This window comes from Klebsiella sp. 7-CIP_Kleb., assembly GCF_050378655.1.
Taxonomy (GTDB): Bacteria; Pseudomonadota; Gammaproteobacteria; order Enterobacterales; family Enterobacteriaceae; genus Klebsiella; species Klebsiella quasipneumoniae.
This window is the reverse complement of record NZ_JBNRLJ010000002.1, coordinates 785,501-799,746: the sequence shown is the minus strand read 5'-3', so window position 1 is coordinate 799,746 and position 14,246 is coordinate 785,501. Positions and strand designations below refer to the sequence as shown.

13 protein-coding genes are annotated in these 14,246 nt (G+C 62.8%); 10 read left to right on the top strand and 3 right to left on the bottom strand.

Going from position 1 to position 14,246, the window contains the following annotated elements; all coding sequences use genetic code 11:
* Positions 1–2: 2 nt before the first annotated feature.
* From ACQUTI_RS11455 to ACQUTI_RS11440, 4 genes are all read left to right on the top strand, one after another.
* On the top strand, positions 3–896 hold the full coding sequence (locus ACQUTI_RS11455; protein ID WP_114507957.1) for an ABC transporter permease: 894 nt from the start codon (positions 3–5) through the stop codon (positions 894–896).
* 3 nt (positions 897–899) lie between these two features.
* On the top strand, positions 900–1,937 hold the full coding sequence (locus ACQUTI_RS11450; protein ID WP_017899021.1) for an ABC transporter ATP-binding protein: 1,038 nt from the start codon (positions 900–902) through the stop codon (positions 1,935–1,937).
* Positions 1,927–2,937, top strand: coding sequence for an ABC transporter ATP-binding protein (locus tag ACQUTI_RS11445; protein WP_017899022.1), 1,011 nt, complete (start codon positions 1,927–1,929; stop codon positions 2,935–2,937). Before ACQUTI_RS11450 ends, ACQUTI_RS11445 begins: the two co-directional genes overlap by 11 nt.
* A 94-nt stretch (positions 2,938–3,031) precedes the next feature.
* Complete coding sequence (locus ACQUTI_RS11440) at positions 3,032–4,300, top strand: Zn-dependent hydrolase (protein ID WP_032455679.1); 1,269 nt, start codon at positions 3,032–3,034, stop codon at positions 4,298–4,300.
* Between the two features lie 106 nt (positions 4,301–4,406).
* On the opposite strand, the gene ACQUTI_RS11435 is transcribed toward ACQUTI_RS11440, so the two are convergent.
* Complete coding sequence (locus ACQUTI_RS11435; RefSeq protein ID WP_053810672.1) at positions 4,407–5,315, bottom strand: DMT family transporter; 909 nt, start codon at positions 5,313–5,315, stop codon at positions 4,407–4,409.
* A 124-nt stretch (positions 5,316–5,439) separates the two neighbouring features.
* On the opposite strand from ACQUTI_RS11435, the gene ACQUTI_RS11430 reads away from it, so the two are divergent.
* Positions 5,440–6,774, top strand: a complete 1,335-nt coding sequence (locus tag ACQUTI_RS11430) for a PLP-dependent aminotransferase family protein (protein WP_049116888.1) — start codon at positions 5,440–5,442, stop codon at positions 6,772–6,774.
* On the opposite strand, the gene ACQUTI_RS11425 is transcribed toward ACQUTI_RS11430, so the two are convergent.
* Complete coding sequence (locus ACQUTI_RS11425) at positions 6,771–8,234, bottom strand: PLP-dependent aminotransferase family protein (protein ID WP_216555856.1); 1,464 nt, start codon at positions 8,232–8,234, stop codon at positions 6,771–6,773. The genes ACQUTI_RS11430 and ACQUTI_RS11425 overlap by 4 nt on opposite strands.
* A gap of 240 nt (positions 8,235–8,474) precedes the next feature.
* Here ACQUTI_RS11425 and ACQUTI_RS11420 point away from each other — a divergent pair, with 240 nt between their 5' ends.
* Genes ACQUTI_RS11420 through ACQUTI_RS11405 form a run of 4 tightly spaced genes read left to right on the top strand, consistent with a single transcriptional unit; the run spans position 8,475 to position 11,449 of the window.
* A complete protein-coding gene (locus tag ACQUTI_RS11420; protein WP_023319919.1) occupies positions 8,475–9,326 on the top strand; it encodes a transporter substrate-binding domain-containing protein in 852 nt (283 codons plus the stop codon).
* Positions 9,327–9,373: 47 nt separating this feature from the next.
* The gene (locus ACQUTI_RS11415; protein ID WP_002893187.1) at positions 9,374–10,015 is read left to right on the top strand and encodes an amino acid ABC transporter permease; all 642 of its coding nucleotides are present in this window, start codon (positions 9,374–9,376) and stop codon (positions 10,013–10,015) included.
* Positions 10,016–10,029: 14 nt separating this feature from the next.
* Complete coding sequence (locus ACQUTI_RS11410) at positions 10,030–10,695, top strand: amino acid ABC transporter permease (protein ID WP_004885631.1); 666 nt, start codon at positions 10,030–10,032, stop codon at positions 10,693–10,695.
* Positions 10,688–11,449, top strand: coding sequence for an amino acid ABC transporter ATP-binding protein (locus ACQUTI_RS11405; RefSeq protein ID WP_004151676.1), 762 nt, complete (start codon positions 10,688–10,690; stop codon positions 11,447–11,449). Before ACQUTI_RS11410 ends, ACQUTI_RS11405 begins: the two co-directional genes overlap by 8 nt.
* A 53-nt stretch (positions 11,450–11,502) precedes the next feature.
* On the opposite strand, the gene ACQUTI_RS11400 is transcribed toward ACQUTI_RS11405, so the two are convergent.
* Entirely contained in the window at positions 11,503–12,267 is a 765-nt protein-coding gene (locus ACQUTI_RS11400; RefSeq protein ID WP_048323300.1) for an SDR family NAD(P)-dependent oxidoreductase, read from the bottom strand.
* Between the two features lie 180 nt (positions 12,268–12,447).
* Here ACQUTI_RS11400 and ACQUTI_RS11395 point away from each other — a divergent pair, with 180 nt between their 5' ends.
* Positions 12,448–13,785: an aspartate aminotransferase family protein gene (locus tag ACQUTI_RS11395; protein ID WP_428923269.1), complete on the top strand. Its 1,338-nt coding sequence runs from the start codon at positions 12,448–12,450 to the stop codon at positions 13,783–13,785.
* Positions 13,786–14,246: the final 461 nt, after the last annotated feature.

The window sequence follows — 14,246 nt, the reverse complement described above, 5'->3', positions numbered from 1 at the left end:
CCATGGTGGATACGGCAACGACGAAAACGGTCCCGGCCGCGCCGGCCAACGCTTCCCGGCAAGGTTACTGGCGCGGCGTGCTGCGCCGCTTACTGCGCGATCCCGGCGGCGTGGTGGTGGGGGTAGTGATCCTCCTGCTGCTGGCCCTGGCGCTGTTAGGGCCATGGCTTATCGTCAAAGACCCCTATCAAACGTCGATGTTCCTGCGCCTGAAGCCCATCGGCAGCGACGGCTTCCCGCTGGGCTCTGATGAGCTGGGGCGCGACATGCTGTCGCGACTGATCCTCGGCACCCGGCTGTCGCTGTTTATGGGGATTGTCCCGGTGGTGTTCGCCTTTTTTATCGGCGGCGCCATCGGGATCATCGCCGGCTACATGGGCGGCAAAATCAATACCGTGATTATGCGCACCGTGGATGTGTTCTATGCCTTTCCCTCGGTCCTGCTGGCGATTGCGCTGTCGGGGGCGCTGGGGGCGGGCATCGGCAATGCGCTGCTGTCGCTGACCCTGGTGTTTGTCCCGCAGGTGGCGCGGATTGCCGAGAGCGTGACCGCCCAGGTACGGCATATGGACTATATCGACGCCGCCCGGGCCACCGGCGCCAGCGCATTGACCATTATCCGCGTCCAGGTGCTGGGTAACGTGCTCGGGCCGATCTTCGTCTTCTCCACCGGGCTGATTTCGGTGTGCATGATCCTCGCCTCCGGCCTGTCGTTTCTCGGCCTCGGCGTGCGGCCGCCGGAGCCCGAGTGGGGGCTGATGCTCAATACCCTGCGCACGGCAATCTATACCCAGCCGTGGGTGGCCGCCCTGCCGGGCCTGATGATTTTTATCACCTCCATTTCGTTCAATATCCTCGCGGACCGCCTGCGTGCGGCAATGGCGATTAAGGAGTAAGCGATGCAACCCTTTATCAATATCGATCTCGGCGGGCCGGCGCAGCCGCTGCTGAAGGTCAATCACCTGCTGAAGTACTTCCGCGGCGGCAAAGGCCGGGAGGTGGTCCAGGCGGTGGACGATATCAGCTTCACGGTGATGAAAGGCGAAACCCTGGGGGTGGTCGGCGAGTCGGGCTGCGGCAAATCGACCACCGCCCGACTGCTGATGCAGCTGCTCACCCAGGACAGCGGCGAACTGATCTTCGACGGGCTGGAGGTTGGCTCGTCGCGTCTGCCCATGAAAGCCTACCGTCGCCAGGTGCAGATGGTTTTCCAGGATAGCTATGCCTCGCTCAATCCGCGCATGACCATGGAGGAGAGTATCGCCTTCGGCCAGCGCGTCCACGGCGTCAGCGCCAGAGAGGCCAGCGAATACGCCCGCTATCTGCTGGCGCACGTCGGCCTTGAACCGGCGCGCTTTGCCGACCGCTACCCGCATGCGCTCTCCGGCGGCCAGCGGCAGCGGGTGAATATCGCCCGCGCGCTGGCGATGAAGCCGCGGCTGGTCATTCTTGATGAGGCGGTGTCGGCGCTGGATAAATCGGTGGAAGCCCAGGTGCTGCAGCTGCTGCAGGAGCTAAAACGCACCCTCGAGCTGACCTATGTGTTTATCAGCCACGATCTGCACGTGGTTCGCTGGCTGTCGGATCGGATCCTCGTTATGTACCTTGGCGAAGTGGTAGAGATCGGCCCGGCGGAGCAGCTGTTTACCGCCTCCGCCCACCCCTATACCCGGGCGCTGTTAAGCTCCATGCCCTCCATGGACCCGGAACACCGCACCCTGACCTCGCCGCTGAGCGGCGATCCCCCCAGCCCCATCGCGCCGCCGAGCGGCTGTCGCTTTCACACCCGCTGCCCGCATGCGAAGGCGGTCTGCGCCGAAGTGAAACCGCGGCTGGAGGCGGTCGGGGAGGGGCACCAGAGCGCCTGCCTGATGGCGCAGCCGGCCTCGCTCTGGCATCAGAGCATCCCCCTTAAGGAGGTCAGCCATGTCGGATAACGCCTTTGTCCATGTGCGCGACCTGCGGGTCGTCTTTCGCCGCGACGGGCAGACCATCAACGCGGTCAACGGGGTCTCCTTTGACGTACAAAAGGGGGAGGTGATGGCGCTGATTGGCGAGTCGGGTTCCGGCAAGAGCGTGACCCTGCGGGCGCTGATGCGCCTGCACCCGCCGGGGAGCAGTGAGCTCTCCGGCACCCTGCGGGTGGGGGACGACGCGGTGCTGACGATGAGCGCCAGCCAGCTGCGGCGCTACCGCGGCGGGCGCTGCGCGATGATTTTTCAGGAGCCGCTACTGGCCTTCGACCCGGTCTACACCGTTGGGCAGCAGATTATTGAAGGGCTGCGTCGCCACGAAGGGCTGTCGCGCCAGGCGGCCCGGGACAGGGCACTGGAGGCCCTGCGCCAGGTGCGCATTCCCAGCCCCGAGCGGCGGCTGGACGCTTACCCGCACGAGATGTCCGGCGGGATGCGCCAGCGGGCGATGATCGCCCTCGCGCTCTCCTGTAACCCGCAGCTGCTGCTGGCGGATGAGCCGACCACCGCCCTCGACGCCACGGTGCAAATCCAGATCCTGATCCTGCTGCGCGAGCAGCAAAAGCAGCGCGGGCTGTCGATCGTGTTTGTGACCCACGACATCGGCGCCGCGGTGGAGATCGCCGACCGGGTGGCGGTGATGTACGCCGGGCGGATCGTCGAGGAGGCTTCTATGAGTGAGATCCTGCGCCACCCACGCCATCCTTATACCCGGGTGCTGCTGGGCAGCCGGCCGAAAGAGGGGCTTAAGAAAGGCGATGCCCTGCACTGCATTCCCGGCGCGCCGCCGGATCTGGCGCGCTTGCCGCCCGGCTGCGCCTTTGCCGAGCGCTGCCCGCACCGTCGCCCGGTCTGCGAGCAGAGCCTGCCGCCGACGGAATCCGTCGCGGAGCGCCACGCGGTGAGTTGCCACCGCTGGCGCGAGCTGGCGATTGACGCCAACGCGCAGGCCCTGGCCGTCTGACCGGCGGCAACACACCACGATGAAGACCAGGCGCTGATGCCTTTTTTCCCACCGCCGGTTGCGCTGGCGGCGACCTTGATGTCAGGAGACCACCATGAGCTGTGATGTACTTTTTACCCCCGCCACCGACACCACCGGCTGGCGCATCAATGGCGACCGCCTGTGGGCGTCGTTAATGGATCTCGCGCAGATCGGCGCCACGCCGAAGGGCGGCTGCCGCCGTCTGACCCTCACCGACCTCGACCGTCAGGGGCGGGACCGGGTGATTGGCTGGGCGCGGGAGGCCGGGATGAGCGTCACCATCGATAAAATCGGCAATGTGTTTATGCGTCGGGAAGGGCGCAACCCCAGCCTGCCGCCCATCGTCTCCGGCAGCCATATCGACACCCAGCCCACCGGCGGCAAATTTGACGGCAACTACGGCGTGCTGGCGGCGCTGGAGGTGGTGCGCACGCTCAACGATCTGCAGATTGCCACCGAGGCGCCGATTGAGGTGGTGTTCTGGACCAACGAAGAGGGGTCGCGCTTTGTGCCGGTGATGATGGGCTCCGGGGTCTTTGCCGGGGTCTTCCCGCTGGAGGAGACCTGGGCCGTCACGGATAAAGAGGGCGTCAGCGTCGGCGAGGCGCTGGCGCAGATCGGCTATATCGGCGAGCAGACCCCGGGAGAGCATCCCGTCGGCGCCTATTTTGAGGCGCACATTGAGCAGGGGCCGATTCTCGAAGATGAAGCGAAAACCATCGGTATCGTGCAGGGCGTGCTGGGGATCCGCTGGTACGACTGCGTGGTGACCGGTCAGGCGTCGCATGCCGGGCCCACGCCGATGCGCCTGCGTCAGGATGCCCTGCAGGTGGCGACCCGCATTATGCAGGAGGTGGTAGCGATTGCCGGACGCAGCGAAGAGGGACGCGGCACCGTCGGCAGCGTGCAGGTGTGGCCCAACAGCCGCAACGTGGTGCCCGGAGAGGTCACCTTCTCCATTGATATGCGCAATCTCAGCGATGCGCTGGTGGATGAAATGGATCGCCAGCTGCGGGCGTTTATCGCGGAGGTTGAGCGGGAAAGCGGTCTGCAGGTGGCCCTGAAGCAGGTGAGCCACTATCCGGCGGCGCCCTTCGATGGCGAATGCCAACAGGCCATTGCCGATGCCGCGCAGCGGCTGGGCTACCCGGCGCGGCCGATCGTCTCCGGCGCCGGGCATGACGCAGTGTATATGAGCTACCTGGCGCCGACCGGGATGATTTTTATCCCCTGCAAGGATGGGATCAGCCATAACGAAATGGAGTATGCCTCGCCGGAGCACGTCGCCGCCGGCGCCAACGTGCTGCTGCAGGTGATGCTCCAGTACGCGCGGCCGCTGTAGGCGGTCGCCATCCCCGGCGGGGCGACCTGTTTCCAGCCGTTTGTCATGTGGTAGCCCGGGTCAGCGGTTACGCCGCCGAAACCCGGGACGGCGGATGTAGGGGCGGTCAATCACTGCTCCTGCTCTCTGCGCTAACCCGCCGGCGGCCACATTTGCGCGAGCCCACCACGCACAGCACCACGCCGAGGGTAACCGCCAGCATCAAGGGGCTGACGGTTTCGTGCAACAGCGCCGCCGACAGGCCAAGCCCGAAGAACGGCTGCAATAGCTGGAGCTGGCCGACGGCGGCGATCCCGCCCGCGGCCAGCCCTTTGTACCAGAAGATAAAACCGATCAGCATACTGAAGAGCGACACATAGCCGAGTGCGGCCCAGGATAAGGCCGATATGGCATGCCAGGACGCAGGCTGAACCATCAGCGAGGCGGGGAGCATCAACGGCAGGGCAATCACCAGCGCCCAGCAGATCACCTGCCAGCCGCCGAGCTCCCGCGTCAGCTTCGCCCCTTCCGCATAGCCGAGGCCGCAGGCGATAACCGCCGCCAGCATCAGCAGATCGCCGCTGAGCGACGTCGCCGCGCTTTGCGTCAGGGCGAATCCCATCACCAGCAGACTGCCCAGCAGCGAAAAGATCCAGAAAGCGCGCTGCGGACGCTCGCCGCCGCGCAGCACGCCAAAAATAGCGGTCATCAGCGGCAGCAGACCAATAAACACAATCGAATGCGCCGAGGTGATGCGCTGCAGGGCCAGCGCCGTGAGCAGGGGAAAGCCGATCACCACCCCTGATGAGATGATGATCAGGGGGACAAGCTGCACCAGGCGCGGGCGTTTCTGGCGAAAGCCGACCAGCAGGGCGACGGCAAGCAGCCCGGCGATGGAGGCGCGCAGAAAGGTCAATAACAACGGATCCATATCCTGCACCGCCAGCCGCGTCGCGGGCAGGGAACCGCTAAAAATAATCACCCCCAGTAAACCATGAAACCATCCGGACCAGGGACCGGGCGCCGATTTATCCAATATTGAATCTACCACGTTAACCTCGCGTTATCTGATTGGGCTGCGCCCGCTTGAGCATCGTCAGTGGCGATGGTAATGTGGCCAATCTGATACAATCAAATTATTGTAATAGATACATTTCACGATGAAAGCTCGATACAAAGCCGTTGTCGACCGATACGCGCAGGCGATCCGCAGCGGGCAGCTGCCCGCCGGCAGCCGTCTGCCAACTCACCGTACCCTTGCCGCCGATGAACGCCTCTCGCTGGCCACCGCCACCCGCGTCTACCGTGAACTGGAAGAGATGGGGCTGGTTAGCGGCGAAACCGGCCGCGGCACCTTCGTGCGCGACCTCGCGCTGCCGCCGGGGCATGGGGTCGATCAGCAGGTGGTGGCCGCTGACGTCGTGGATCTTAACTTCAACTACCCTTCGCTGCCGGCGCAGGGCGATGCGCTGCGCGAGGCGCTCAGGCAGCTGGCGATGGCGGGCGATATTGATTCGCATCTGCGCTATCAGCCTCACGCCGGGCGGCTCGCCGAGCGGGACATTATCGCCCGCCATTTGACCTGCCGACACTTTGCGCCGGCCGCGGAAAATGTCCTGATCGTTAACGGCGCACAGCACGGGCTGGCGGTGACCGTTATGGGGCTGTTACGTCCGGGCGATGTGGTGGCGGTTGATGCTCTGACCTATTCGGGCTTCAAGGTTCTGGCGGCGCTCTATCATCTGGAGCTGGCGGCCATCCCCTGTGGGGCCGAGGGGCCGGACCTGCAGGCGCTTCATGCGCTGTGCCAGCAGCGGCGAGTGCGGGCGGTGTATACCATGCCGACGCTGCACAATCCGCTGGGCTGGGTGCTCAACGCCGGGCAGCGGCAGGCGCTGGCCGACCTCGCGCGCCAGCACGATCTGCTGATTATTGAAGATGCGGCTTACGCCCGGCTGGTGAGCCGCCCGCCGCCGCCGGTGGTCAGCTATGCGCCGGAAAGAACGGTGTATGTCACCGGATTTTCGAAAAATATCGCCACCGGGCTGCGCGTGGGGGTGGTGATTTCTCCGCCGCGCTATCGGCCGGAGATTGAGCGCGCCATCCGGGCCACGACGTGGAATACGCCGACGCTGATAAGTTCGCTGATTTGCGCCTGGATTGAAGATGGCACGGTGGCCCGCTTTGAAACACAGAAACGCCAGGATGCGCGACAGCGGCAGCAGGTGGCCCGCGAGGTGCTTTGTGGGCTTCCCGTTGTCAGTCATCCCGATTCGTACTTCGTCTGGCTGCCTCTGGGGGAAGAGAGTCGGGCCGATCGGCTGGCGAACGCGCTGATGGAACGGCGTATTTCGGTGTCGACCGCCGAGCCGTTCTGCGTCTCCGCCACGATTCCACAGGCGCTGCGCGTTGCGCTCGGATCGGTGCCTTTCGACAGTCTGCGCCCGGCGCTGCTCAGCGTGCGCGATGCCGTTGAGTACGAACAATTTCGCTAACCCAGCTGCTCCAGCTGGCCGCGCAGGACCTCCACCCCCTGGGCGATGGCGTCGGGGTTAATGGCGTGGAATCCCATGCGAAAGTAGTTATCCGGCGGCGCGGCGCTGAGAAAATGGCGCGCCCCGGGCTCAATCAGCACGCCGGCGTGGGCGGCGCGCCAGGTGAGCTGCTGGGTGTTGATCTGCGCCGGGGTCTGCAGCCAGAAGGCGTTAGCGTGTTCGCTCCCCGCCAGCGCGCGACAGGACGGCAGATAGCGCTGCAGGGCGGCGTGCAGGCGCTCCCAGCGCTGGGCGGAGTCGTAGTGGTAGCGCCGCAGATGGGTTTCATAATGTCCCTGGGCGAGGAAATGGGCCATCTGGTACTGAATGTTGGTCGGCGGATGGCGATAGACCAACCGGCGCAGGGCGCGCGCCTCGTCGATCAGGTCCGGGGCGGCGACCATAAATCCCAGCCGCAGCCCCGGCGACAGCGCCTTTGACAGGCTGCTGACATACACCACCCGGCCGCTGCGGTCGCTGGCCTTCAGCGCCGGCAGCGGGTTGAGGGTAAAGTTACTCTCCGAGTCATAATCATCTTCAATGATCACCGCGTCATGGCGGGCGGCATGCTCCAGCAGCTGGCGACGCCGCGCGCTGCTCATTGCCACCCCGGTGGGCACCTGGTGGCCGGGGGTGACATAGTAGTAATCGCAGGGACGCTCATTAAGCACGATCCCCTCTTCATCCACCGGGTGCGGCGCTACCTCGGCGTCGGCGAGCAGAAAGGTGTTGATGGCTTCGCGAAAGCAGGGGTTTTCGACGCCAATGCGGGTGGTGGAAGAGAGCAGCAGCCGTGTCAGCAGGTAGAGGGCGTTTTGCGAGCCCAGGGTAATGAGAATTTCGTCCGGGGCGGCGACAATGCCGCGCTTGGGCAGCACCCGGGTGCGGATCTGCTCGATGAGCATCGGCACATCCTGGTCAATATGGTCGATGACCCACGCCGGGTCGCGCACCCCGCCGTGCAGCCAGTTCGCCGCCGAGCGCCAGGTGGCCAGCGGGAACTGCCGGGTATCGGGCTGGCCGTAGATAAACGGGTAGCGGTAGTGCATCCAGCCCGCCGGTTTGAGGATCGACTCCTGCTGGCTGGGGGTCATCTGCAGCCGGTCGCCCCAGCGTGGTGCAGCCGCTTCGCGCTGCGGTGCACTCTCGACCGCGGGCGGCGAAGCATCGTGATAGTCGGGGTGCAGGTAGTAACCACTTCGCGGGCGGCTAATCAGGTAGCCCTCGTTGACCAGGCTTTCGAACACCAGGGCGGTGGTGTTGCGCGAGACGCGCAGCTGGCTGGCCAGCTGGCGGCAGGAGGGGAGCGGGGTGTCGGCGGCGAAGATCCCGCTGAGAATGGCATTCACCAGCGTCTCTCGCACCTGTTCCTGCAAACCGCGGCCAGGCTCAAAATCAACGTGTAACAGGTGACGGATCATACGGGGCTCCTCTGGCAATAACGCATCGCGACCACCCGCTAAGCTCAGCAAATTCCATACCACCCTTCCGCCATCTGACACAGCGATGCGGCCCATCTGGCTCTATACGGAATTGCAAAACGCTCCCACATTAAAAACGCATTCAGCCGCCGTGGACCGGAACCTCCCGGCCTCTATTTTGCATAAACCTTTTCGCGTTCTGGAATGAACCCGTCTGGCCAATCCATCAGGGGTGAAATAATGAAAAAATCATTGGCATCAATATGTCTGAGCGCTGTATTAACGGTTGCTTTTTCTTATCACGCCGTCGCGGCCGATCTGCCGGAAATAGAAAAATCCGGCACCCTGAAAGTGGCGACGGAAGATGATTATGCGCCGTTTAACTTTATGAATAATGGCCAGGCCGATGGCTTTAACAAAGATATGCTTGAGGAGTTACGTAAATACGCCAAATTTCATGTCGACCAGAGCATATTACCGTGGACCGGATTATTAGCGGCTGTCTCCACCGGACAATACGATATGGCCTTAACCGGGGCGGTTATTACCGATGAGCGGCTGAAAGTCTTTGATTTCACCCCACCATGGGCCTCCGCGCAGCACTATTTCGTCAAACGCGCTGGCGATACCTCGCTAAATACCATTGCCGATCTCAGCGGCAAAAAAGTGGGCGTGCAGGCAGGCAGCGCGCTGCTGGCGCGTTTGCCGGAGCTGAAGGCGATGCTGGAGAAGACCGGCGGCAAGCTGGGACCGGTGGTGGAGTACCCCTCCTATCCGGAAGCCTACGCCGACCTGGCGAATAAGCGGCTGGATTACGTGATTAACGTGGTTATCTCGGTAAACGACCTGGCGAAAGCCAAACCGAAGGTCTTCGCCAAAGGGCTGGCCGTCTCCGGACCGGGCTATATGGCGTGGCCGATCCCGAAAAACTCGCCGCAGCTGCTGGCCTATATGACCAAGTTTATGAACCACATGAAGGAGACCGGCAAGCTCGCCGAGCTGCAGAAAAAATGGTTCGGCGAAACCTATGACAACCTGCCCACCGAGGCGATCACCAGCCCGGAACAGTTTCATAAGCTTGCCGGTCTGTAATGTTCCGCGGCGGGCGACCGCCGCCTGTTGCTGAGAAGGAGGGCCTCATGGATGCAATTTCCTGGCAGTTATTAATCGAAGGCGCATGGACGACCCTCTGGATTTCGGCCATCGCTATCGCCTTCGGGGTGGTGGCGGGGCTGCTGATCGCCCTGGTGCGGATGTTGCGTCTGCCGGTTATCGACCAGCTGCTGGTGGTCTATATCAGCCTGGCCCGCGCGACGCCGCTGGTGACGCTGGTGCTGTTTCTGTTTCTTTCGCTGCCCACGATGGGTATTAACCTCGACAAGAACGTGGCCGCCATCGTGGCGCTGACGCTTAACACGTCGGCGTTTAACGCTGAGATCTGGCGCAACGCCTTCCGCACCTTTCCGCGCGAACAGCGGGAGGCGGCAGAGTCGGTGGGGATGCGCCGCTGGACCTACTTCCGCTACATCATGCTGCCGCAGATGTGGATCGAAAGCCTGCCGGCGCTGGTCAATGAGATGTCGTTTTTGATCAAAGGTAGCCCGGCGATCGCCGTGATTGGCGTGGTGGATCTTACCCGGGTGACCAACCGTATCTCCTCGGTCACCTACGAGCCGCTGTCGCCGATCCTCGCCGCCGGCCTGCTGTATGTGGCGATCATCGGCTGTTTGTTGAAGCTGCAGGGGATCGCGGAACGGAAAGCCAGGCGCCTGGCGCGCTAGCAACGGGAGGTATTATGAATCAGTGGGGCGTTATCTGGTCGGTACGCGATAGCTTTATTGCCGGGTTATTCGCGACCCTCGAACTGTTTATTACCGCCGCCCTGGCGGCCCTTATTATCGGTATTGCGCTGTGCTATTTGAGTGAATATCAAAAGAAAGTCCTTAACCGGGTTATCATTGGCTTTGTCAGCCTGATGCGCGCGATCCCTTTTTTGATCCTCGCCTATCTGCTGTATTACGGACTGCCGCAGCTCGGTATTAGCATGGAGCCGTGGACCGCCGGTTTACTGGCCCTGATTATTTATCATGGCGCCTACTTCTTTGAAATATTGCGCAGCCAGCGGCGGGTATTTTCTGGCGGGTATATTGAAGCGGCGATTGCTCAGGGCTTTTCTCGCTATGCCATTTTTCGGCGGATTATTTTACCCAATATCGTCTCTTCCGCCTTACCGCTGATCGGCAATCAGCTGATTATCTGCCTGAAGGACACCGCTTTCCTGAGCATTATTACCGTTCAGGAGATCACCGCCGCCGCCAACAGCGTCCAGGCGACCTATTTTATTCCGTTTAACGCCTTTATCGTCGCCATTGGGCTTTACTGGGCGATCAGCATTCTGCTGGAACTGCTGATTAAGCGCCTGACCGCCTGGGGAGCCAAACGAGGAATGAGCCATGCCTGAGTCTATTGCCGTAAGCGTCAAAAACGTCTCCAAGCAGTTCGATAATGTGGAAGTCCTGCGGGATATTAACCTGACGGTGGAGAAGGGGACCGTGGTGAGTATTCTCGGTTCGTCCGGGTCGGGAAAATCCACCCTGCTGCGCTGTATGAACTGGCTGGAACAGCCGGACCGCGGTGAAATTCATATCGGCGGTCAGCGGCTGGGGATTGATGAACAGCGCGGCCGGGCGATGTCGCACCGCCAGCTGGCCAAAATCCGCGAGCGGGTGGGGATGGTGTTTCAGAGTTTTAACCTGTGGCCGCATCTGACCGTGCAGCAAAACGTCAGTGAGGCGCTGCTGCGCGTTAAGGGCATGAAGCGGGACGAGGCGAAGGCCATGGCCATGCAGCAACTGGAGAAAGTCGGCATGGCGCACAAAGCCGATGTCTACCCGATCACCCTCTCCGGCGGGCAGAAGCAGCGGGTGGCGATCGCCCGTTCACTGGCGATGTCGCCAGAAGTTATCCTCTTCGATGAACCGACCTCGGCGCTGGATCCGGAGCTGGTGAACGAGGTGTTAGGAGTGATGAAAGCCCTTGCCGCCGAGGGCTACACCATGGTGGTGGTGACCCACGAGATGGATTTTGCCCGCCAGGTGTCCAATGAGGTGGTGTTTCTGGAGAAGGGGCTGCTGATTGAGAAGGCGCCGCCGGAGAAGTTCTTCACCCAACCTGACTCCGAGCGCGTCAGGCAGTTTCTGCAAAGCAGCCGCTAGACCGGCCTGTCCCCCCTGCCGGCAGCGCCGGCAGGGGAAGCGTCGGGCTTCGCTTAATCCCGATCGATGGCGAACGGCTGCCACGCCTGACGCACCGGCATCACCTCTACCCGGTTAATGTTCATATGCGCCGGCAGCGTGGCGATATAAAACATCTGCTCGGCGATATCGCGCGCGCTCAGCGGCGTGGTGCCGCGATAGAGTTTATCCGATGCCGCCTGGTCGCCCTTAGTGCGCACCAGGGTAAATTCGGTCTCGGCAATCCCCGGCGCCAGATCGGTGACTCGCACGCCGGTGCCAAGCAGATCGCAGCGCAGGTTATAGCTGAACTGTTTCACGAAGGCCTTGCTGGCGCCATAGACATGGCTGCCGGGATAGGGCCACTGTCCGGCGATCGAGCCGATATTGATAATGCTCGCTCCGGTGCCATGGCGAATCAGCGTCGGCAGCAGGGCGTGGGTGACCGTCACCAGACCGGTGACATTGGTGTCGATCATCGTTTTCCAGTCCTCCAGCGCCACCTCCTGCGCCGGCAGCGGCGACAGCGCCAGCCCGGCGTTGTTGATCAAGGTGGTGACATCGGCGAAATCGGCGGGCAGCGACGCCACGGCGGCAGCCACTGCCTCGCTGTCACGAACGTCAAGCTCAATAATATGCACCGGCACCTTAGCGGCGAGGCTGTCCTGTAAGGCCTTCAGTCGCGGATAGCGGCGCCCGCTCAACACCAGCGACCAGCCCGCGTCGGCAAACACCTGCGCTGCCGCTTCGCCAAAACCCGAGGTCGCCCCGGTGATAAACACTACGTTGCTCGTTGCCATCTCATTCTCCTGTGCGGTTGTCCCTTCACTATAAAAACGCCGGACGGCAAGGCACAGGGCCAGACGACGGGCGGGGATGTGACACCGTGTCACATCGTTTTGCGCGCACTGGCTCTATCCGATTTGCGCGGCCGCGGCCAATGATGAAGCCAACCACTACGACATGAGAGAGGGCAAGGTATGAAGCTGGCAATTCACAACGAGGTCGCGGTAAGCAATGACGAAGTTCGGCAATTGGATCGCGCCTATGTGTTTCATTCATGGTCGATGCAGGGCAATCTCAACCCGCTGGTCATCGCCGGGGCGCAAGGCTGCGAGCTGTGGGATTATGAGGGGAATACCTGGCTCGACTTCAGCAGCCAGCTGGTGAACGTCAACATTGGCTATCAACATCCCCGGGTGCTGGCGGCCATGAAAGCTCAGCTGGAGACCCTGGTCACCATCGCGCCCGCCACCGCCAACCTTGCCCGCGGCGAAGCGGCGAAGCGCATCGTCGACCTGGCGCCGGCGGGCTTCAGCAAGGTGTTCTTCACTAACGCCGGGGCGGATGCCAATGAGAACGCGATTCGCATGGCGCGGCTCTATACCGGGCGCGACAAGGTGCTCTCGGCCTATCGTTCCTACCATGGCAACACCGGCAGCGCGATCGCCGCCACCGGCGACTGGCGCCGGGTGCCGAATGAGTTCTCCCGCGGCCATATACACTTCTTCAACCCCTACCTTTACCGCAGCGAGTTCAACGCCGCGACCGAGGAAGAGGAGTGCCAGCGCGCGCTGGCGCATCTGCGGCGGATCATTGAATGCGAGGGGCCGACGGCCATCGCGGCGATCCTGCTGGAGTCCATCCCCGGCACCGCCGGGATCCTCGTGCCGCCGGCAGGCTATATGCAGGGCGTGCGCGCTCTGGCCGACGAATTTGGCATCATGCTGATCCTCGATGAGGTGATGGCCGGCTTTGGCCGCACCGGCAGCTGGTTCGCCTTCGAACAGGATGGCGTGGTGCCGGATCTGGTGACCTTTGCCAAGGGGGTTAACGCCGGCTACGTGCCGGCGGGCGGGGTGCTGATTAGCGAGCCGATTGCCCGCTACTTTGACGACCACTTCTTTGCCGGGGGGCTGACCTACTCCGGCCATCCGCTGGCGATGGCGGCGATTGTCGCCACCATCGACGCGATGAAAGAGGAGAAGGTGGTTGAGAACGCGGCCTATATCGGCAACGAGGTGCTGCGACCCGGCCTCGAGGCGCTGGCGGAGAAGCACGCCATTATCGGCGAGGTGCGCGGTCGCGGCCTGTTCCAGGCGCTGGAGCTGGTGAGCAGCCGTAAACAAAAAGCGCCGTTGACCGCCGCCGACATGGCCGCGATCAAAGGGGCCTTAACCGAGGCCGGACTGTTGGCCTTTGTGGTGGAAAACCGTATTCACGTGGTGCCGCCGTGCACCATTACTGCTGAGCAGGTGGCGCAGGGGCTGGCGATTTTTGATGCGGTATTCGCCCGCTTTGCCAGCCTGGCGAAGTAGGGGAGGGGGCCGGATACTGTTGCCCGGCGGCGCTGCGTTTGCACGGGCCTACGGGGTATGAGCCTGTGTGTGGATCCCGTAGGCCGGGTAAGGCGCAGCCGCCACCCGGCAAAATCACGGGTACCGTGCCTGATATCTTGCCTGGCGGCGCTGCGCATGCGCGGGCCTAAACGCCAGCCGGACGGTTCCTTCTCCCTCCGGGAGAGGGCCAGGGTGAGGGGAAGCACTGCAGTGTGGTTGTTTATGTTATCGGTGGCTTCAGCGTAGTTTGCGCTCCCGGCTAATCGTCTGCGTTATGTCATTCATGGCGCAAGGAGCGCACAGGGGGCGGCCAGTCGCCGCCGCCCCCTGTACCCCCGGGCTCCGGCCAGCAAAATCGCCGCTGCGCGGTACCTTCGACTTTTCCCTGCAGGCTTCGGGTCGGGCCGAGGCAGCGTCCCTGCAAAACACGGCCCTCAGCC